This window comes from Rhizobium sp. Rhizsp82, from assembly GCF_047325115.1.
Lineage (GTDB): Bacteria > Pseudomonadota > Alphaproteobacteria > Rhizobiales > Rhizobiaceae > Rhizobium.
In genome coordinates this window covers 59,954-77,571 of record NZ_CP168571.1, presented here as the reverse complement: position 1 = coordinate 77,571, position 17,618 = coordinate 59,954, and the positions used below count along the sequence as shown (strand labels likewise).

Below are 17,618 nucleotides of genomic sequence, written 5' to 3'. Positions count from 1 at the left end.
AGGGTGTGTTTCAGGATGATCCGCCGCCCGGCCGCACCTGCCTCAACCTTTTCAACGCGGTAGCTTTCCGTCGAAGAGATTCATGACGGTGCGGGTCATTATTCCATCGCGCGTCTTGAAACCTTCCAGCACTTCGAAGTGGTTTGCATTCGGCAGGACGAAGCTGCTGGAGCGATTGCCGCTGGCTTGCCAGGCCTCCTCGAAACGCCGGGATTGCCCGGCAAAAGCCTCCGGATCCGCATCGCCCCAGGTCAGCGCAAGCGGTGCGGCGAGCTTGCGGACATTCAACAGCGGGCTGTCGTTCTGGATCGTTGTCGGCGTCAGCCTCAGCGACGGCTGCAGGAAGCTGCCGGCAAGCGGTGTCAGGTCGAACAGGCCGCTGATCGCAAAACCGGCCTTCACCGTGTCGTCAGGCAGGCCGTAGCGCGACCAGTCGGTCAGCAGCGTGGTGGCCGTCAGGTGGCCGCCCGCAGAATGCCCGCCGACAACGATCCTGTCGGGATCGCCGCCGAAAGATTCGGCATTCCTGTAGGTCCAGGCGACGGCGGCCCTGACCTGGCGGACGATCTCGCCGATTTCGACGGTGGGGCAGAGATCGTAGGTGACGTTGACGACACAGGCACCCGCCGCGACCGGCCCCGGCGCCACCATGGAGAAGACCCGCGAGGTCAGCGATTTCCAGTAGCCGCCGTGAACGAAGACGAAGATCGGCGCCTTCTTCGGAGAAGGCGAGGGACGGTAGAGATCGAGATGCTCCATCAGCGTCGGGCCGTAGGCGATACCGAGCTGCTTGTCGGCGATGGCCGCCTCCGCGGCCGCGCTGTCTTCCATGAAACGGCGCGCATAGATCATGAAATCGGGAACGGAGGCCTCGACGTCATAGGCGGCATCCAGCGCGGCCTGGGTCTCGTAGCCTGAAAACAGCTGTGTCATTGCGCTTCTCCTGAGGTGGATGGTTGCTGTAGCGATCGGGTGAGGGCGGGGCGGTGCCCGCCACGCCGCTCGAGAAGGCCGGCGAGCCCCTGCGGCAGAAACAGCATCAGGGCGATCGATATCAGTCCGAGCACCAGTTGGCCCTGGCCGGACATCTGGCCGAGGATGCGGTCGACGATGACGAAGAGGACAGCGCCGATCAGCGGGCCGGAGACGGTTCCCATGCCGCCGGCCACGGCGACGAAGACGACGTAGGACGCCCAGGAGATCGAGAAGCCGGATGCCGGCGTGATGATCATCGCGTCCATGAAATAGAGCCCGGCCGCGAGCCCGGTCACGAAGGCACTGATCAGGAAGATCGCGGTCTTGATGCGCATCACGTCGATGCCGCTGCTTTCGGCCGCCTCCTCATCGTCGCGCACCGCCATCAGCGCCAGTCCGTAGGTCGAGCGCATCGAGAGGAAGATGCCGAGCGTGACGGCGGCGGCGAGGCCGAGCGCCAGATAATAGAGCGTCAGCGCATCGACACCGGCATTGATCTGCATGCCGCCGCCTGCACCCGCAAGCGGCCAGCCGTTGAAGATCGTCGCGACGGATTCGGCGATCAGCCAGGTGGCGATGGCGAAATGCGCGCCGCGAAGCCGCAGGAGCGGCAGGGCGCCGAGAAACAGGAAGAGCAGCAGCGAGGCGCGGCGGGTGAAGGCGTCGCCGAAGAGATCGAGCTCGGGTCGCAGCGTCACGGCGATCTCATATCCAACGGCAAGACAGAGGGCGGCGCCGAGCGCCCAGGATCGCCTCACCGGCCGTTTGAAGCCCATCGGCACGACGAGCAGCACGGCAAAAGCCAGCGGCACGAGGCCGGCAAAGATCCAGACCGCCGCCATGGGTGCGGCGGCGTAGTAGATCAGGATGGCTTCGGAAAGGCCGGCAAGGCCGATGAATACCTGCTGGCCGAAGGAGAGCATGCCGCCGAACCCGGCCATCAGGTTCCAGGCATGGCCGAGCGTCGCGAAGATGAAGACCGACATCAGCAGGTGGACGACATAGCTGTCGGCGCCGGTTGCTATGGGAACGAGCATCAAGGCGGCGAGCAAAGCGAATACTGCGGTCAGCCGCGGCGCCGGTCTGGCAAGGCTGGCGGTTGCCGGAGGCGAGCCGATGGCGGGGGAACTGGAGATGTCCATGGGTGCCGGTCCTATCGCTTGAAGAGCCCCTGGGGGCGTGCTGCGAGTACGAGAAGAATGAGCAGGTAGCCGGCGAGCTGCTGCGCCGCCGGCCCAAAATAGGTGCCGGCCAGAACCTGGGTGATGCCGAGCGCGATACCGCCCAGGAAGCAGCCACCGAGCGATCCGAGCCCGCCGATGACGACGACGCCGAAGGCGGTCAACAGGTAGGGAGGGCCATCGAACGGCTGGAAGGAGCGCGACATGCCGATCATGAACCCTGCGAAGGCGGCAAACATCAGCGAAAGCCCGGCGGCAACGCCATAGACATGGGCCGTGCGCATTCCCATCAGCGCGGCGATCTCGGCATCATCAGATGTCGCCCGGATCGCCCGGCCGATATGGGTGCGCTGGATGAACAGCGCCAGCGCGCCGATCAGCAGGGCGGCGAGCACGAGAAAGCCGAAGCGCAGCGTCGAGATGCTGAGATCGTCGCTGAGCGCTATCGCCGAGAAGGAATAGCTGTTGCGGATCGTCTGGGCGTTGGTGCTGAACACCACCTGCATTGCCTGCGACAGCACCGTCGAGATGCCGAAGGTGATCAGCAGCGGCAGCATCATCCCCATGATCGGCGAGAGGCCGCGCCGCTCGACGGCGAATGTCGAGACGCGGTTCAGCAGTCCGCGCTGCAGGGCATAGCCGATGAGAAACATCACGGGCACCAGCGGCAGCAGCGCCCAGAAAGGCGAGACCGGATAGAGCCCGAGAATGACGACGGCGAGATAGGCCGCCAGGATCAGCCAGTCGCCATGCGACAGGTTGACGAGCTTCATGACCCCGAAGCTGAGCGCAAGGCCGACGCTGATCAGCGCGTAATAGCCGCCAAGCGTCGCTCCCGTCATCAGGCCGTTGACGAGGTCGATCCAGGCCCAGTAGAAATCCTCCATTGTCATGATCACAGAGCTCCCTGGGCAAATTTGCGGATCGAGGGATGGGAATGGCGGCCGCCGCCGAAATAGGCGGCGGTGATCGCCTCGCGGGTGAGCGCAGCGGTCTCACCGGACAGGACGATGCGGCCCTCCAGCATGACGGCGGCGCGCCCGGCAAAGGTCATCGCCCGCTGCAGATCCTGTTCCACGAGGATGATGCTCAACCGGTCGCGCAACCGCTGCAGATTGCCGTAGAGGTCCTCGACGGTGGCAGGCGAAAGCCCGAGCGAGACTTCATCGAGCAGCAGCAGGCGCGGCGAGGTCATCAGCGCCCGGCCGATCGCCACCATCTGCTGCTCGCCGCCGGACATTTGCGTCACGATCTGGCGGCGCCGTTCGGCAAGCCGCGGGAAGAGATCGTAGATTTCATCGAGTTTCAGCCGGGCGCTATGGCGCCAGACCGGCAGGTAGGCGCCGCAGAGCAAATTGTCTTCGACGCTCATGCGCGAAAACAGCCGCCGTCCCTCCGGGACGAGAGCAATGCCCAGCTCGACGATGCGCTCGGGCGGCAGGCGTTCGATCGCCTGGCCCTCGAAGCGCATGCGGCCGGTCAGCCGCGTCTTGCCGCCGACGGCCGTCAGTCCGGTGATGGTCCGCAGCAGCGTCGATTTGCCGGCGCCGTTGGCTCCGATCAGCGCCAGAATGTCGCCGCGGCGAAGCTCGAGATCGAGATCGAACAGCGCCTGCAGCTCGCCATAGAAGGCGGAGATTTCGTCGAGTGCGAGAATGGTTTCGGTCGCGGCCATCGTCAGGCTCCGAGATAGATGCGGCGGGTTTCGGGAAGGGCCATGACCTTGTCGGGATTGCCGTCGGCGACGATCTCGCCGCCGGCCAGAACCATCAGCCGATCGGTGGCGGTCAGCATCGTGCGGATCACATGCTCGATCCAGACGACGGCGATACCGAGGGTGCGCACGCTTTTCACCATGGAGATGAAGGCGCTCACCTCCTCCTCGGTCAGCCCCGCCGCCACCTCGTCGATCAGCAGCAGGCGCGGCCGCATGGCGAGCGCGCGGGCAAGCTCGTGGCGTTTGCGCACCAGGAGCGGCAGGCTGCCGGCGAACATGCCGGCATGGGCCGAAAGCCCGGTCAGCGCCAGCGTCTCGCCGACCCAATGGTCGGCGGAACGCTGGTCCATCTGTCCGGCAAAGGTTGCCGCCACGCGCAGGTTCTGCTCGACGGTCATTTGCCCGAAAGGCTTCGGCACCTGATAGGTCCGCCCGATGCCGAGCCTGGCACGGCGATGCGGCGGCGCCGTCGTGATGTCCTTGCCGCAGAACCGCACCATGCCGGACGAAGGCTTGATATGGCCGGAGAGCATGCCGAACAGCGTCGTCTTTCCGGCGCCGTTCGGGCCGATCACGCCAAGCACTTCGCCTTCCGAGACATGGAAACTCACGTCTTTCGCCACAGTGAGCGCGCCGAAGGATTTGGTGAGATTGGTGACTTCGAGAATCCTGGTCATGTCGGGTGTCTCCGTCCGGATGTGTCGCAGATCGAAGGCGCCCTATTCGTAGAGCTTCATCTCGGCCGTCTTCTGGACCGACGGATAGACGGCGTTGAAGACGTTTTCCTTGATGATCTTTCCCTGCGCCTGGTCGAAGCGCCATTGCGCGCCGCCGAGCGGCTGGACCGAGAAGTTCTGCTTGTTGAAGGCGACGGGACCGGCGACGGTATCGACCTTCGTCGTCCGCAGCGCGGCGAGGACCGCTTCCCTGTCCTTGGTGCCGGCGCGCTGGATGGCGCTCAGCAGCACGTCATAGGAGGCATCGTCGTAACCGAGCGGCGGGATATACTGCTTGCCGGTCGCCTTCTCGAAACTGTCGACCAGCGCCTGGCCGCTATAGCCGCCGAAGGACGAGCTGCCAGGATAGGCCGGCGACCAGAAGTTCACCGAGAGCAGCCCGTAGCCGACCTCGCCGAGGGCCGCCATCGGCTCCGGATAGCCGGTGCCCTTGTCGATGATGTACATTTTCGGCTTGAAACCTGCCTGGGCGGCCTGCTGCAGATAGTTCTGCATATCCGGCGGGGCGAGCACACCGGCGACGACCTCGACGTGATTGCGCTTGAACTGGTTGATCAGCGACGAGAAGTCGGGCAGCCCCTGCTGGAAACGGCCGGGATCGACAGGCTTCCAGCCCTCCCCCTTGAAGACCGGATCGAAGATCTTGGCAAAGACGGTGCCGTCGGCATCGTTCGGATAGAGATAGCCGATCTTGCCGTTGAAGCCGCCCGGCAGCGCCTTGATCATGCCGACATGGTTCTTCACCAGATCGGGCACCGAGAAGAAGAATTCGGAGGCGTACTTGTATTCCTTCGGCTTGCCGTCGGGGCCGAGAAGCCAGGCTTCGACCGGGGTGTTGGTGACGATGCAGGGGATCTTGTTGCGCTCGCAGAGATCGGAGGGCGCATTGGTCGTATCGGGCGTGCCCTGCGCCATCAGGAAATCCACCTTGTCCTGCAGGATGGCCTGGGTGGCGGCTTCGGCCGAACCGGCGACGGTGCTCTTGCTGTCGTAGATCTTGTAGCTGATCTTGCAGAGATCGTTGCCGACCTTCAGTCCACCGGCGTCGTTGATCGGCTTCAGCTTGTTGTCGTCGACCCACGGCGTATCTTTGCCGACATCGGCGAGCGGGCCGGTCATCGGAACGATGCGGCCGATGTTGATGTTACAGTCCGCCGCCAGCGCCTGCCCGGCGGGCAAAGCGGTAAGCAGAAATGCGCCTGCGAGAATTCTCTTCATGCTGATAAGGCTTGCCGTCATATCGTTCCCCTTTATTGGCAGCAAAGAACCTGTCTCCCGGAGGGCATCTCCGGGCGATTGGGCATGCGTGACCGATCGTTTTGAGGCCGAGCGAGACCCTTCGCCGCCGCTATGCGCGGGGCGTCGAACTCACATTCCGCGGCCTGAACGGGCGGGCTGACTGTCTGGTATTGATCTGCCGTGAAGTCTATTATTTTTCATAGTTACGTCAATATGAAAAAAATAAGACATTAACAATTTTTCGGCGTTTTCCTGCCGGGCTGCAAATACGGCAACGCCGCGCCTTTCCTATTGAAAATCAACAGGAAATCAGCGCGGCAGGAAGCCACGGCAGAGCATGTTTCAGCCCGCAGACCGGGCGCTATCGGCCGCCCTTCTAGAGCGATGCCGCCTGCGTGAGCAGCGCTTCCGACGACCGCGCCAGCAGCCCGGCATCGACGCCGACGGCGAGAAAATCGACGCCGGCTTCCGCCGCCATCTTCATCAGCACCGGATCGCCGCTCAGAAGCCCGGCGGGCTTGCCAGCTGCCTTGATCTTGCTGATCGCATCGACGACCGTCTTGCGCAGGCCGGGATTGCTAAGATCGGCGCCGAAGCCGATGCTGGCGGCGAGATCGGCGGGACCGACGAAGAGCGCATCGACACCCGGAACCGCCGCGATGGCTTTGAGGTTGCCGAGCGCTTCCGCCGTCTCGATCTGGACGATGACGCAGAGATCCTCGGCGGCCTTGTCGAAATAGCCCTTCTCGCGGCCAAAACGGGTCGCCCGGGTCAGGCCGGAGACGCCGCGTATGCCGCATGGCGGATAGCGGGTCGCGCGCACGGCGGCTTCCGCCTCCGCCGCGTTCTGGACATAGGGGATCAGCAGCGTCTGGGCGCCGATATCGAGCAGCCGCTTGATCAGCACCGCATCGTTGGAAGCGGGCCGGACGATCGCGGAGACGCCGGGATAGCCGGCGATCACCTGGAGCTGCGGCAGCACGGTCAGCGCATCGCCGGGCGAATGCTCGGTATCGAGCAGCAGCCAGTCGTAACCCGCCCCTGCTACCACTTCTGTGGCAAAGGCAGAGGACAGGGTGCACCAGAGGCCATGCTGGCGGCGGCCCTCCGAGAGGGCCTGTTTGAACAGATTGCGGGGCATGGCGTCACCTATGCGAAGGAGATGCCGATGGCGCCGAGCGGGCCGTAATCGGCCTGGATGACGTCTCCGGAGACGATATCGACGGGGCGGGTGAAGGAGCCGCCGAGAATGAACTGGCCCTTGCGCAGGACCTCGCCCTGGTCTGCAAGCTTGTTGGCGAGCCAGGCGACGCCGGCGGCCGGGTGCCCCATGATAGCGGCCGATACGCCCGATTCCTCGATGATACCGTTCTTCGACAATGTCGCGGCGACCCAGCGGATATCGACATCGAACGGCCGTACCGGCCGCCCGCCGACGACCACGCCGCCCGATGCCGCGTTATCGGCGATCGTATCGGTGATCGCGCGCGGCACTTCCGTGCGGTAGTCGATGATCTCGAGCGCGGGAACGACGACTTCGGTGGCGCGCATCACGTCATAGATGTTGCAGCCCGGTCCGCTCAGATCGTCCTTCAGGACGAAGGCGAGCTCGACCTCGAGCCGCGGCTTGATGAAACGTCCGGCCGGGATTGTCTGGCCGTCGCGGAACATCATGTGATCGAGCAGGGCGCCGTAATCGGGTTCGGTCATCTTCGAGGCCATCTGCATGGCGCGCGATGTCAGACCGATCTTGTGGCCGACGATGCGACGGCCTTCGGCAAGATGATGCTTCACCCAGCGGCGCTGGATCTCATAGCTTTCGGCGAGCACGAGTTCGGGATGGCTCTTCGAGAGCTGCGGAATGACGGCGCGGCTCATTTCCGCATCGAAAAGCGAGCGGGCTGCGGCGTCGAGTTGGGCTTCGGTCAGTGGCATTTCGGGTGTCCTTGAAACGGGATGACGAAAGCGGCCGGGATGCGGCCGCTTTCCTGATGTGCTCGGGGGCCTCAGACGGCCGCGGTCACAAGCTGCGACACCAGAAATGCGGTGACGGCGACGAAGGCGACCATCGTGGTGAAGATGGTGATGTTGACGTCGAGCGCGAGGCCGAGCGGGCCGCCAACCGGCAGGTAGCCGTTCTCGTCGTAGTTCTCGCCCGCGTAGAACCGCTTGCCGAGCACCGCGGCGAAGAAGCCGCCATAGACCGCCACGGCAGCCACCAGCGGCAGGATCAGCTGCGGCCGTTCCGGCAGGATCGGGAACCAGATGATGGCGAGCATGGCGATGGCGAGAATGATGTAGCTCACCACCTGCCACACACAATGGAAGCGCGCATGGCCGGTCCAGCGCGGGTTGGTCGCGTGCGTCTTGTTGAGATCGGCCAGAGCCGGAATGAGGCTGTAACCGAGGGTCACGATGGTCAAAAGAATCTTTACGGCAAGCAGCATGGTTTCCTCCTCCAGAAAGGCTGCGGCATCTGAGGCTGTATCGCTATACGGTACAGTTGTATCGAAATTGTAGATACGCGAGCGGGAAATTGTCAACGGCAAAACGCCGCGCAGCCCCGCGGGCACGCGGCGTCTCGAGTTAACATACTAATTTCGCTTGGATTTATCGATTGCCGGAGACCGGTCGGTCAGCGGCCGGTTACGGTCTCGATCGAGGCCCGGCACTTTGCCAGCGCCTCGCGCACCAGTCCGGCGCGCTCGTCATACCGCTGCCGCGGCATCAGGACGCCGAGCGCGTAACTGGCATTTCCGACGCCGCGAACCGGAAGCGATAGCGCGCAGACGCCCGCCGCATATTCCTCCTCGTCGGCCGCAATGCCGCCGGCGCGGATCTTGGTGATTTCGGCGAGCAGCGTGGGGCCGTCGGTGATTGTCTGCGGCGTGATCTTCGGCAATCCGCCGGCGATGATTTCGGCGACATCGGCATCGGACATCTGTGACAGATGCGCCTTGCCGTTCGAGGTACAGTAGAGAGGAAGGGCCGAGCCGACCTGCGAGACGACGCGCAGCACCCGCCCGGCGCCCTGGACCTGGTCGATCACCACGGCGGCGTTGCCCTGCAGCAGGGTCAGGTCGACGCTTTCCTCGACATCCTGATGCAGCTGCTCGATCGCCGTGCGGAAGAACTGCCTGATATCGCGATAGGCGAGCGTCGCGATCCGCGGGATTTCCGAGCCGATCCTGACTCCGACCTTGTCCACTTCGGTCGCCACCAGCCGCTCGACTTCCATCGCCCCCACCAGCCGCTGCACGGTTGCTCGGGCAAGCCCGGTCTGCTTGGCGATCTGGCCGAGGCTGAGCCCCGAAGGCTCCTCGGCGAGCGCCCGCAGGATTGATGCGGCACGCGCGATCAGGCGGATCTCGTTGCGTTGGCCCTTGGCCTTGGTCGGGGAAGAGTCTGGCGGCGTCATCGATGCTTCTTCTGGGTTGGTCCCCTTTTCGTAGCCGCTGACCGCCGTCAGTCAATAGCAGAATGGCTCGGCGCCTGCTTCGCGAACGCCGCGCCGGAATGCGTCAGCCGATCCGCTTGCCGTTGCCGTTGAAAGAATGAAGGCTGGATTGGGCGGCGCCGATGGTGACGCGGGAATCGATGGCGATCTGCGAGCGGCCGGGGACGCGGAAGACGATATCCTGAGCGTTCGGCAAGGTGCCGTGGACATAGCTTTCGGCGCCGACCAGCTCGACAGCGCCGACACGGACATCGGCGGTGAAGGCGTCGGGCTTGCCGGGTTCGGCGAGATGCAGGTCTTCTGGGCGAATGCCGAGGGTGGCGGTATCTGATGGCAGCGGCGTGGCGCCGTTGCCAAGTGCAAAGCCGCTGCCGCTGGTCCCCAGGAGGTTCATCGACGGCGAGCCGATGAAGGTGGCGACGAAGGTGGTGGCGGGCTTTTCGTAAAGCTCGATCGGCGTGCCGACCTGTTCGATCTGGCCGCCGTTGAGGACGACAAGCCGGTCGGCGAGCGTCATGGCTTCCATCTGGTCGTGGGTGACATAGACGCTGGTCGTTGCGAGCGCCCGCTGCAGCCGCTTGATCTCGACGCGCATCTGCACACGCAGTTTGGCATCGAGATTGGAGAGCGGCTCGTCGAACAGGAAGGCCGCGGGTTCGCGGACGATGGCGCGGCCCATGGCGACGCGTTGGCGCTGGCCGCCGGAGAGCTGGCGCGGCTTGCGCTCGAGGAAGGGCTCGATCTCCAGCGATTTCGCCGCCTTGACGATCCGCCGCTCGATTTCGTCCTTCGGCGTGTTGCGGTTCTTCAGGCCGTAGGCAAGGTTCTGGCGCACGGTCATATGTGGATAAAGCGCATAGTTCTGGAAGACCATGGCGATATCGCGCTCGGAGGGTTCCAGGTCGTTGACGACGCGCTCGCCGATGGCGATCTGGCCAGACGTGATGCCTTCCAGGCCGGCGATCATCCTGAGCAGCGTGGACTTGCCGCAGCCGGAGGGGCCGACGAGAACGACGAGCTCGCCGTCGGCGATGTCAAGCGAAACGCCCTTGATGACTTCGCCGCCGCCGCCATAGGTCTTGCGGACATCCTTGAGGGTGATTCTGGCCATTACTTCTCCGTCTCCACAAGACCTTTTACGAACCAGCGCTGCATCAGCACCACGACGAGGATGGGCGGGATGATCGCAAGGATCGCCGTCACCATCACGAAATTCCACGGTGTCGCCGCATCGGCGAAATCCACCATTTTTCTCAGCCCAATAATGATCGTGTTCATCTTGGCGTCGTTGGTGACGAGCAGCGGCCAGAGATACTGGGTCCAGCCATAGATGAACAGGATCACGAAGAGCGCGGCGATATTGGTGCGCGACAGCGGCAGCAGGATATCGCGCATGAAGCGGAACGGGCCGGCATTGTCGATGCGCGCCGCTTCCAGAAGTTCGCCGGGGATGGTCAGGAAGAACTGCCGGAACAGGAACGTGGCCGTCGCCGATGCCATCAGCGGCAGGGTAAGACCCGCATAGGTGTCGATCATGCCGAGATCGACGATCACCTTGTAGGTCGGCAGGATGCGCACCTCGACCGGCAGCATCAGCGTCACGAAGATCATCCAGAAGAACACCATGCGCAGCGGAAAGCGGAAGAAGACGATCGCGAAGGCCGAAAGGAACGAGATCAGGATCTTGCCGACGGCAATCAGCATGGCGACGACGAAGGTGTTGAACAGCAGCCGCTCGAGGCTGACGCCGACGACCCGCTCGACGCCGCCGGAGAGCGCCTCGCCGTAATTCTCGGCAAAGTGGCCGCCCGGCAGCAGGGAGATCGGCGGCTTGATGATCTCGGCAGAGGTCATCGTCGAGGCGATGAACGTATAGTAGATCGGGAAGGCGACGATGATGATGCCGATGATCAGCATCAGGTGGCCGATGAGGCTGGCGATTGGGCGTTTTTCGATCATTTCAGGCCCTCACGCATAATGCACGCGCTTCTCGACGAAGCGGAATTGGAAGGCAGTCAGGGCGATGACGATGATCATCAGGATCACCGACTGTGCTGCGGACGAGCCGAGATTGAGGTTCACGAAGCCGTCGTTATAGACCTTGTAAACAAGCGTTTCCGTCGCCTTGGCCGGGCCGCCGCCGGTTACCGAATGGATGATGCCGAACGTGTCGAAGAAGGCATAGACGGTGTTGACGACGAGCAGGAAGAAGGTTGTCGGCGCCAGCAGCGGGAAGACGATCGTCCAGAAGCGGCGGCTCCCGCGGGCGCCGTCGATGGCGGCTGCCTCGATCAGCGATTTCGGGATCGCCTGCAGCCCGGCGACGAAGAACAGGAAATTGTAGCTGATCTGCTTCCAGGCGGCCGCGACGATGACCAGCGTCATCGCCTGGTTGCCGTTCAGAAGCGGATCCCAGAGAAAGCCGTTGCGGCGCAGGATATAGGCGAAGGTGCCCATGGCCGGATTGAACATGAAGAGCCACAGCATGCCTGCGACGGCGGGCGCCACGGCATAGGGCCAGATCAGCAGCGTGCGATAGAAGGTTTGCCCGCGCACCACCTTGTCGGCGGCCGTCGCCAGGGCCAGCGCCACGACCATCGAGAGCAGCGCGGTCAGAACGCTGAAGACGACGGTGACGTAGAGCGAATGCAGATAGTTGGGGTCGGCCAGAACATCGCGAAAATTCGCGAAGCCGACGAAGCCGCTTTTCAGGCCGAAGGGGTCTTCGCGCTGCATCGACTGGTAGAGCGCCTGGCTGGCCGGCCAGAAGAAGAAGACCACCGTGAGGATGATCTGCGGGGCCACCAGGAAATAGGGGAGAATCTTGTTCGGAAAGACGACGCGCTGCACGGCGATCTCCTTGGCATGAAGGGACCGCCCGCGGCCGAAGCTGCGGGCGGCATTGCGCCGTAAATTACTGGCCGATTGCCTGCTGGATGGCGGCGTTGCCGCGTTCGACGGCCTTGTCGAGGGCAGCCTTTGCATCCTGCTTGCCGGCGAGCATCGCCTCGAATTCCTCGTTCATGATGTCGCGCACCTGCGGCAGGTTGACGAGGCGCACACCCTTGGAGTTTTCGGTCGGAGCCTTGCCCATCATCTGCAGGATCGGCGTTTCGCGGCCCGGGTTCTTCTCGTAGAAGCCGGACTTCTTGGTGTCCTCATAGGCGGCCATGGTGACCGGCATGTAGCCGGAGACCTGGTGCAAGCGCGCCTGGATCTTGGTCTGCGACAGGAAGTGGAAGAACTGGGCGATGCCCTTGTATTCCTCGTCACTCTTGCCGGCGAAGACCCAGAGGCTGGCGCCGCCGGGAATGGTGTTCTGCGGACGTCCTTCGCCTTCATAGTAAGGCAGCTGGCCGATGCCGTAGTTCATGCCCGTCTTGATGATGTCGCCGAGGCCGCCGGAGGATTCCGTCATGATGCCGCATTCGCCGGAGGTGAAGAGCTGCTTGGCCTCGGAGGTGCGGCCGCCGTAACGGAACGTGCCGTCCTTGGCGAGATCGGCGATCGCCTGGAAATGCTGGACGAAGAGCGGCGAGTTGAAGGCGAGCTTCACGTCGGTGCCGGCGAGACCGTTCTCGTTGGAGCCGTAGGAAACGTTGTTCCAGGCAGCGAGGTTTTCGGTCTGGATCCAGGTCAGCCAGGTGGACGTCAGGCCGCAGGAGGAGGCGCCGCTCGACTTGATCTTCTTGGCGGCCTCGAACACTTCAGGCCAGGTCTTCGGCGGGCTTTCCGGGTCGAGACCGGCCTTCTTGAAGGTGTCCTTGTTGTAATAGAGGATCGGCGAGGACGAGTTGTAGGGGAAGGACAGCATCGTGCCGTCGGGCTTCGAATAATAGGCGGCGATACCAGGCAGGTATTCCGACTTGTCGAACTTGAAGCCGCCCTTTTCGAGAACCTGGGCCGCCGGCATGATCGCGCCTTCGGCGCCCATCATCACGCCGCTGCCGGCATCGAAGACCTGCAGGATCGCCGGCGCCTGCTTGGCGCGGAAGGCGGCGATGCCGGCATTCAGGGCTTCCGGATAGGTGCCCTTGAAGACCGGAACGATCTTGTAGTCCTTCTGGCTGTCGTTGAATTCCTTGGAGAGCTGGTTGACCACCTCGTTATTGGCGCCCGCCATGGCGTGCCACCACTGCAGTTCAGTCACCGCGAAAGCGCTCGAAGCGAAGGAGAGCGACAGGGTGACAGTTGCCGCCGATGCGGCGATGAAACGAATGGACATGGTTCCTCCCTATGTGTCCTGCCGCGCCGTTTCAGCCGGTCACGGCTTGCCGGCGCAGATCCTCCTCGATCTCACCGGCCGGTTTCGTTGCGAAACTTTGCGCATACAAAACGAAAAGAAACGAACTGGCAAATGAAATTGTGAAGGTTTTGTGACATAGTGTTTATGACAGTTTTGTCGAGTGCGGCTTTGGTCGAATTCGCAAGCCATCTTCTCTCCCGCGGGACGACCTGATAGCGTCGCCGCCATGCATTCCTCGCTCCAGCTTTCCCCCGATGATCACGCCCTTCTCGACGGCCGCCACGGCGAGGCTGCGGCATTTGCGATGCGGCTTCTGGTGCGCTTTGCCGAAGCCGTCGGCGCTCAGGAATTGGTGGATATCGAAGCGGCCCATATCGACGGCTGTCTCTATCTCGGCGAGGTCAGCCTCGATTTCGTCGAGCGCATGGTCTCATGGGGCGGGCGCGTCCGGGTGCCGACGACGCTGAATGTCGGCTCGGTCGATCTCATCCATCCCGAACTGTTTCGCGGCGACGCGGAGCTCGGCCGCAACGGCGCGCGGCTGATGCGGGCGCATGAAGAGCTCGGCTGCGTGCCGACCTTCACCTGCGCCCCCTACCAGACGATCTTCCGGCCGCGCTTCGGCGCGCAGATCGCCTGGGCGGAATCGAATGCCATCGTCTTTGCCAATTCGGTGCTCGGCGCCCGCACCAATCGCTATGGCGATTTCATCGATCTCTGTTGCGCGCTGACCGGCCGGGCGCCCTATTACGGGCTGCATGTCACGGAGAACCGCCGCGCCACAGTGCTGATCGATGTCGAGGCTTTCCCTGACGGCGATGCGGGATCGATCTGCGTTGCGGCCGGTCACGCCATCGGCCGCCGCTGCGGCGACAGGATCCCGGTTATCCGTGGTTTGCCGACGGAAAGCTCCGAGGACGATCTGAAGGCGCTGGGCGCCGTTGCCGCGTCGGCGGGTGCCGTGGCACTTTTCCATGCCGTCGGGCTGACGCCGGAAGCGCCGACGCTGGGCGTGGCCTGTGGCGGAAGAGAGCCGCAGGAGATCATCCGGCTCAGCCACGATGATATCCGCGAGACGATCCGCAATCTCTCGACGGTAGCGGAGGGCACGCCGCTTGCCGCGGTCAGCATGGGGACGCCGCATTTCTCGATCGGCGAGTTCGAGCGGCTGATGCCGCTGCTGACGGCAGAGAAGGCGGCGACCGACATCTATATCAACACGAACCGCGAGGTTCTGGTCGAGCTCGAAAACCGCAGCTGGCGGACGAGGCTGGAGGCCGCGGGCATCACGCTCGTCATCGATACCTGCACCTATGTGACGGCGATCATCCGCGACATGTCCGGCGCCGTCATGACCAATTCCGGCAAATGGGCGTATTACGCGCCCGGCAATATCGGCGTCGACGTCGCCTTCGGCTCGCTGGCCGAATGCATGGCTTCGGCCCGGGCGGGCAAGGTGGTGCGGCTGTGACGCGTTTTTCCGCAACGACGCTCATGGAAGGCAGCGCCGAAGCACTGGCCTTCGTGCTGGCTGAGCCCCTGAGCTTCTGGGGCGGCGTCGATTCCGCGACCGGCCGGATTATCGACCAGTGGCATCCGCAGAGCGGCCAGTCGATCAGCGGGTCGATCCTGGTCATGGAAGCCGGACGGGGATCGAGTTCGGGAAGCTCGGTGCTCGCCGAAGCGATCCGGCTGAAGACGGCGCCTTCAGGCATTATCCTATTGAAACGCGACGCGATCGTCGTCACCGGCGCAATGGTCGCCGAGGCGCTCTATGGCATCGGCTGTCCGGTTGTGCTGGCGCGGGCGGAGGATTGGACGCAGATCGTGCAGGCCGAGCGCTTGTCTGTTGTAGCAGGAGAGCGCGAGGCGCGAATTGAGATTGTGCAGCCGTGAGCGGCCGCGGGAGGAGGATGAAATGACCAAGACCGAAAAGCCACTGGCGATCAGCGCACCGGAGCCACGCACGCTCGACCTGATCTTCAGCGACGCGGCGCGTCGCGTGCTTCATGATAAGTACGAGATCGTCGAGGCGGACCCGGAGAATATCGCCGGTCTTGGCGATGGCGTGCTCGGCAAAGCCCGCTACATCATCGGTCAGCCGCCGCTCTCGGAGGAAACGCTGGCGCGGATGACCTCGCTGCGCTGCGTGCTGAATGTCGAAAGCAATCTGATCAACAACATGCCCTATGACATCCTCTTCCAGCGCGGCATCCATGTGGTGACGACCGGCCAGGTCTTCGCCGAGCCGGTGGCCGAGATCGGTCTTGGTTTCGCGCTCTCGCTGGCACGCGGCATCGTCGATGCCGATGTCGCCTTCCGCGAAGGCAGCGAGCTCTGGGGCGGCGAAGGCAATGCCAGCGCCCGGCTGATCGCGGGATCGGAGATCGGCATCGTCGGCTTCGGCGATCTCGGCAAGGCGCTGCGCCGCGTACTCTCGGGCTTCCGCGCCAAGGTTAGGGTCTTCGATCCTTGGCAGCCGAAATCGATCCTGGAGGAAAACAATGTCGAGGCGGCAAGCCTTGAAGACGTGCTGACGAAGAGCGATTTCGTCTTCGTCGTTGCTGCCGTGACCAGCGAGAACAAGGGTTTCCTCGGCGCAGAGGCCTTTGCCAGCATGCGCAAGGCTGCGGCCTTCATCCTGCTCAGCCGCGCCGATGTCGTCGATTTCGATGCGCTGATGGCGGCCGTTGCCTCGGGCCATATCGTAGCGGCAAGCGATGTCTATCCGGAAGAGCCGTTGCCGCTGGATCATCCCGTCCGCAAGCTCAAGGGCTTCATCCGCTCGGCCCACCGCGCCGGAGCCCTCGACAGCGCCTTCACGAAGATGGGCGACATGGTGCTCGAGGACATGGACCTGATGGATCGCGGCCTGCCGCCGATGCGCTGCAAGCGGGCCGAACGGGAAACGGTTTCACGCATGCGCTCGAAGGGCGTGAAGATCAACTGATCAAATCTTCGCGGAGGGCTATTCCTTGCATTGTCAACGCAGGCGGCTCTTGCTAGTCCGGGCCGTCCGCTCATGCATTCCTTCGCAGGCCTTCCATGTTTTCCAGATCGACCGATGAGGCGCCATCCCCGCTGGTGGGAATAGCCCTTGCCTGCATCGGCTATTCGCTGTTCGCCATCCAGGACGCCGTCGTCAAATGGCTGGTGGCCGATTATGCCGTGCCGCAGATCCTGTTCATCCGCAGCGTGATGATCGTCGGTTTCTCGGCCTTCTTCATCCATCGGAACCGGCATCCGTCGATCCTGAAAAGCCCGCACAGAAGTTCCGTTCTACTGCGCGCGGTCTTGATGCTCGGCGCCTGGCTTTCATACTATTCTGCGGCTCGCCATCTCGGGCTTGCGGAAATCACCACGATGTATTTCTCGGCACCCGTCATCACGGTCGTGCTGTCCATCTTCATCCTGCGCGAAAATGTCGGGCCGATCCGCTGGCTGGCCTGCATCGGCGGTTTCGTCGGCGTCGTTCTGGCGGCCGATCCTGCCGAGGCGCCAAGCCTCATTCCGGCCGGCATGGTGTTCTTCGCCGGCTTCTGCTGGGCCTGGAGCACCATCCTCGTTCGCCTCGTCAGCCGCACGGAAAGCACGGTCAATCAGATGCTGGCCACCGGCGTGCTGTTCACCGTCGTTTGCGGCGCGGCGCTGCCCTTCGTCTGGAAGACGCCCGACCTCTTCGGCTGGGCGCTGATGATCGGGCTCGGCTGCATCAGCGCAGCCGGTCAGTACATCCTCTACGAAGGTTTCCGCTATGCGCCGGCCTCAACGCTGGCGCCGATCGAATATAGCGGTCTGATCTGGGCATTCCTCTACGGCTACCTGATCTGGGCCGAAATCCCGACGCTGAACGTCGTCGCCGGAGCGGTCCTCATCGTCGGCTCCAGCCTGATCCTGATCTGGTGGGAACGCCGTCTGGTGATCATGTCGCGACGCCGCCTGACGGCTTGAGATTGCGCTTGGATTTCAGCCGGAAGGCAAAAAACGTAAGACTTCGTTAACCACGTTTGGATAGGAGTTGTTAACCGTACCGCTCCACGGCGGTGCGCGCTAGCACCGGCCGATC

The 17,618-nt window shown here is 63.5% G+C and carries 18 protein-coding genes; 4 read left to right on the top strand and 14 right to left on the bottom strand.

All coding sequences use genetic code 11. The annotated features are described in order from the left end of the window. Positions 1 to 51 precede the first annotated feature (51 nt). From ACEN84_RS24480 to ugpB, 14 genes are all read right to left on the bottom strand, one after another. Positions 52 to 933 carry an alpha/beta hydrolase gene (locus ACEN84_RS24480; RefSeq protein WP_413711995.1) on the bottom strand — a complete coding sequence of 294 codons (882 nt, stop codon included), beginning with the start codon at positions 931 to 933 and terminating at the stop codon, positions 52 to 54. Continuing rightward, on the bottom strand, positions 930 to 2,117 hold the full coding sequence (locus tag ACEN84_RS24475) for a branched-chain amino acid ABC transporter permease (RefSeq protein ID WP_413711994.1): 1,188 nt from the start codon (positions 2,115 to 2,117) through the stop codon (positions 930 to 932). The genes ACEN84_RS24480 and ACEN84_RS24475 overlap by 4 nt, the downstream gene beginning before the upstream one ends. Positions 2,118 to 2,128: 11 nt before the next feature. After that, positions 2,129 to 3,049 (bottom strand): branched-chain amino acid ABC transporter permease, encoded by a 921-nt coding sequence (locus ACEN84_RS24470; RefSeq protein ID WP_413711993.1) that lies wholly within the window; start codon positions 3,047 to 3,049, stop codon positions 2,129 to 2,131. 2 nt (positions 3,050 to 3,051) lie between these two features. After that, the gene (locus ACEN84_RS24465) at positions 3,052 to 3,831 is read right to left on the bottom strand and encodes an ABC transporter ATP-binding protein (RefSeq protein WP_413711992.1); all 780 of its coding nucleotides are present in this window, start codon (positions 3,829 to 3,831) and stop codon (positions 3,052 to 3,054) included. Positions 3,832 to 3,833: 2 nt separating this feature from the next. Beyond that, positions 3,834 to 4,550, bottom strand: coding sequence for an ABC transporter ATP-binding protein (locus tag ACEN84_RS24460; protein WP_413711991.1), 717 nt, complete (start codon positions 4,548 to 4,550; stop codon positions 3,834 to 3,836). Between the two features lie 42 nt (positions 4,551 to 4,592). Next, positions 4,593 to 5,849 (bottom strand): ABC transporter substrate-binding protein, encoded by a 1,257-nt coding sequence (locus tag ACEN84_RS24455; protein WP_413711990.1) that lies wholly within the window; start codon positions 5,847 to 5,849, stop codon positions 4,593 to 4,595. Positions 5,850 to 6,225: 376 nt separating this feature from the next. Next, on the bottom strand, positions 6,226 to 6,990 hold the full coding sequence (locus ACEN84_RS24450) for an HpcH/HpaI aldolase family protein (RefSeq protein ID WP_413711989.1): 765 nt from the start codon (positions 6,988 to 6,990) through the stop codon (positions 6,226 to 6,228). Positions 6,991 to 6,998: 8 nt separating this feature from the next. Then, positions 6,999 to 7,784: a 2-oxo-hept-4-ene-1,7-dioate hydratase gene (gene hpaH, locus ACEN84_RS24445; RefSeq protein ID WP_112714541.1), complete on the bottom strand. Its 786-nt coding sequence runs from the start codon at positions 7,782 to 7,784 to the stop codon at positions 6,999 to 7,001. A 71-nt stretch (positions 7,785 to 7,855) separates the two neighbouring features. Beyond that, the gene (locus ACEN84_RS24440; protein ID WP_413711988.1) at positions 7,856 to 8,296 is read right to left on the bottom strand and encodes a hypothetical protein; all 441 of its coding nucleotides are present in this window, start codon (positions 8,294 to 8,296) and stop codon (positions 7,856 to 7,858) included. A gap of 188 nt (positions 8,297 to 8,484) precedes the next feature. After that, positions 8,485 to 9,267 carry an IclR family transcriptional regulator gene (locus tag ACEN84_RS24435; RefSeq protein WP_413711987.1) on the bottom strand — a complete coding sequence of 261 codons (783 nt, stop codon included), beginning with the start codon at positions 9,265 to 9,267 and terminating at the stop codon, positions 8,485 to 8,487. Between the two features lie 103 nt (positions 9,268 to 9,370). Next, positions 9,371 to 10,417 carry a sn-glycerol-3-phosphate import ATP-binding protein UgpC gene (locus ACEN84_RS24430; protein ID WP_413711986.1) on the bottom strand — a complete coding sequence of 349 codons (1,047 nt, stop codon included), beginning with the start codon at positions 10,415 to 10,417 and terminating at the stop codon, positions 9,371 to 9,373. After that, positions 10,417 to 11,265, bottom strand: a complete 849-nt coding sequence (gene ugpE / locus ACEN84_RS24425) for a sn-glycerol-3-phosphate ABC transporter permease UgpE (protein WP_413711985.1) — start codon at positions 11,263 to 11,265, stop codon at positions 10,417 to 10,419. Before ugpE ends, ACEN84_RS24430 begins: the two co-directional genes overlap by 1 nt. Before the next feature lie 9 nt (positions 11,266 to 11,274). Beyond that, a complete protein-coding gene (gene ugpA / locus ACEN84_RS24420; protein ID WP_112714517.1) occupies positions 11,275 to 12,156 on the bottom strand; it encodes a sn-glycerol-3-phosphate ABC transporter permease UgpA in 882 nt (293 codons plus the stop codon). Positions 12,157 to 12,220: 64 nt separating this feature from the next. Beyond that, the gene (gene ugpB, locus ACEN84_RS24415) at positions 12,221 to 13,531 is read right to left on the bottom strand and encodes a sn-glycerol-3-phosphate ABC transporter substrate-binding protein UgpB (RefSeq protein ID WP_130280297.1); all 1,311 of its coding nucleotides are present in this window, start codon (positions 13,529 to 13,531) and stop codon (positions 12,221 to 12,223) included. 247 nt (positions 13,532 to 13,778) lie between these two features. Here ugpB and ACEN84_RS24410 point away from each other — a divergent pair, with 247 nt between their 5' ends. The 4 genes from ACEN84_RS24410 (at position 13,779) to ACEN84_RS24395 (ending at position 17,503) form a co-directional block, all read left to right on the top strand. Then, on the top strand, positions 13,779 to 15,023 hold the full coding sequence (locus ACEN84_RS24410) for an aconitase X (protein WP_413711984.1): 1,245 nt from the start codon (positions 13,779 to 13,781) through the stop codon (positions 15,021 to 15,023). Continuing rightward, positions 15,020 to 15,448, top strand: a complete 429-nt coding sequence (locus ACEN84_RS24405; protein ID WP_413711983.1) for an aconitase X swivel domain-containing protein — start codon at positions 15,020 to 15,022, stop codon at positions 15,446 to 15,448. Before ACEN84_RS24410 ends, ACEN84_RS24405 begins: the two co-directional genes overlap by 4 nt. Positions 15,449 to 15,470: 22 nt before the next feature. Next, the gene (locus ACEN84_RS24400) at positions 15,471 to 16,502 is read left to right on the top strand and encodes a hydroxyacid dehydrogenase (protein WP_413711982.1); all 1,032 of its coding nucleotides are present in this window, start codon (positions 15,471 to 15,473) and stop codon (positions 16,500 to 16,502) included. A 95-nt stretch (positions 16,503 to 16,597) separates the two neighbouring features. Continuing rightward, on the top strand, positions 16,598 to 17,503 hold the full coding sequence (locus ACEN84_RS24395) for a DMT family transporter (RefSeq protein ID WP_203430215.1): 906 nt from the start codon (positions 16,598 to 16,600) through the stop codon (positions 17,501 to 17,503). Positions 17,504 to 17,618: the final 115 nt, after the last annotated feature.

Coding starts and splice junctions, on each gene's coding strand:
- ACEN84_RS24480 (WP_413711995.1), bottom strand. CDS start 933: ATGACACAGCTGTTTTCAGGCTACGAGACCCAGGCCGCGCTGGATGCC.
- ACEN84_RS24475 (WP_413711994.1), bottom strand. CDS start 2,117: ATGGACATCTCCAGTTCCCCCGCCATCGGCTCGCCTCCGGCAACCGCC.
- ACEN84_RS24470 (WP_413711993.1), bottom strand. CDS start 3,049: ATGACAATGGAGGATTTCTACTGGGCCTGGATCGACCTCGTCAACGGC.
- ACEN84_RS24465 (WP_413711992.1), bottom strand. CDS start 3,831: ATGGCCGCGACCGAAACCATTCTCGCACTCGACGAAATCTCCGCCTTC.
- ACEN84_RS24460 (WP_413711991.1), bottom strand. CDS start 4,550: ATGACCAGGATTCTCGAAGTCACCAATCTCACCAAATCCTTCGGCGCG.
- ACEN84_RS24455 (WP_413711990.1), bottom strand. CDS start 5,849: ATGACGGCAAGCCTTATCAGCATGAAGAGAATTCTCGCAGGCGCATTT.
- ACEN84_RS24450 (WP_413711989.1), bottom strand. CDS start 6,990: ATGCCCCGCAATCTGTTCAAACAGGCCCTCTCGGAGGGCCGCCGCCAG.
- hpaH (WP_112714541.1), bottom strand. CDS start 7,784: ATGCCACTGACCGAAGCCCAACTCGACGCCGCAGCCCGCTCGCTTTTC.
- ACEN84_RS24440 (WP_413711988.1), bottom strand. CDS start 8,296: ATGCTGCTTGCCGTAAAGATTCTTTTGACCATCGTGACCCTCGGTTAC.
- ACEN84_RS24435 (WP_413711987.1), bottom strand. CDS start 9,267: ATGACGCCGCCAGACTCTTCCCCGACCAAGGCCAAGGGCCAACGCAAC.
- ACEN84_RS24430 (WP_413711986.1), bottom strand. CDS start 10,417: ATGGCCAGAATCACCCTCAAGGATGTCCGCAAGACCTATGGCGGCGGC.
- ugpE (WP_413711985.1), bottom strand. CDS start 11,265: ATGATCGAAAAACGCCCAATCGCCAGCCTCATCGGCCACCTGATGCTG.
- ugpB (WP_130280297.1), bottom strand. CDS start 13,531: ATGTCCATTCGTTTCATCGCCGCATCGGCGGCAACTGTCACCCTGTCG.
- ACEN84_RS24410 (WP_413711984.1), top strand. CDS start 13,779: ATGCATTCCTCGCTCCAGCTTTCCCCCGATGATCACGCCCTTCTCGAC.
- ACEN84_RS24400 (WP_413711982.1), top strand. CDS start 15,471: ATGACCAAGACCGAAAAGCCACTGGCGATCAGCGCACCGGAGCCACGC.
- ACEN84_RS24395 (WP_203430215.1), top strand. CDS start 16,598: ATGTTTTCCAGATCGACCGATGAGGCGCCATCCCCGCTGGTGGGAATA.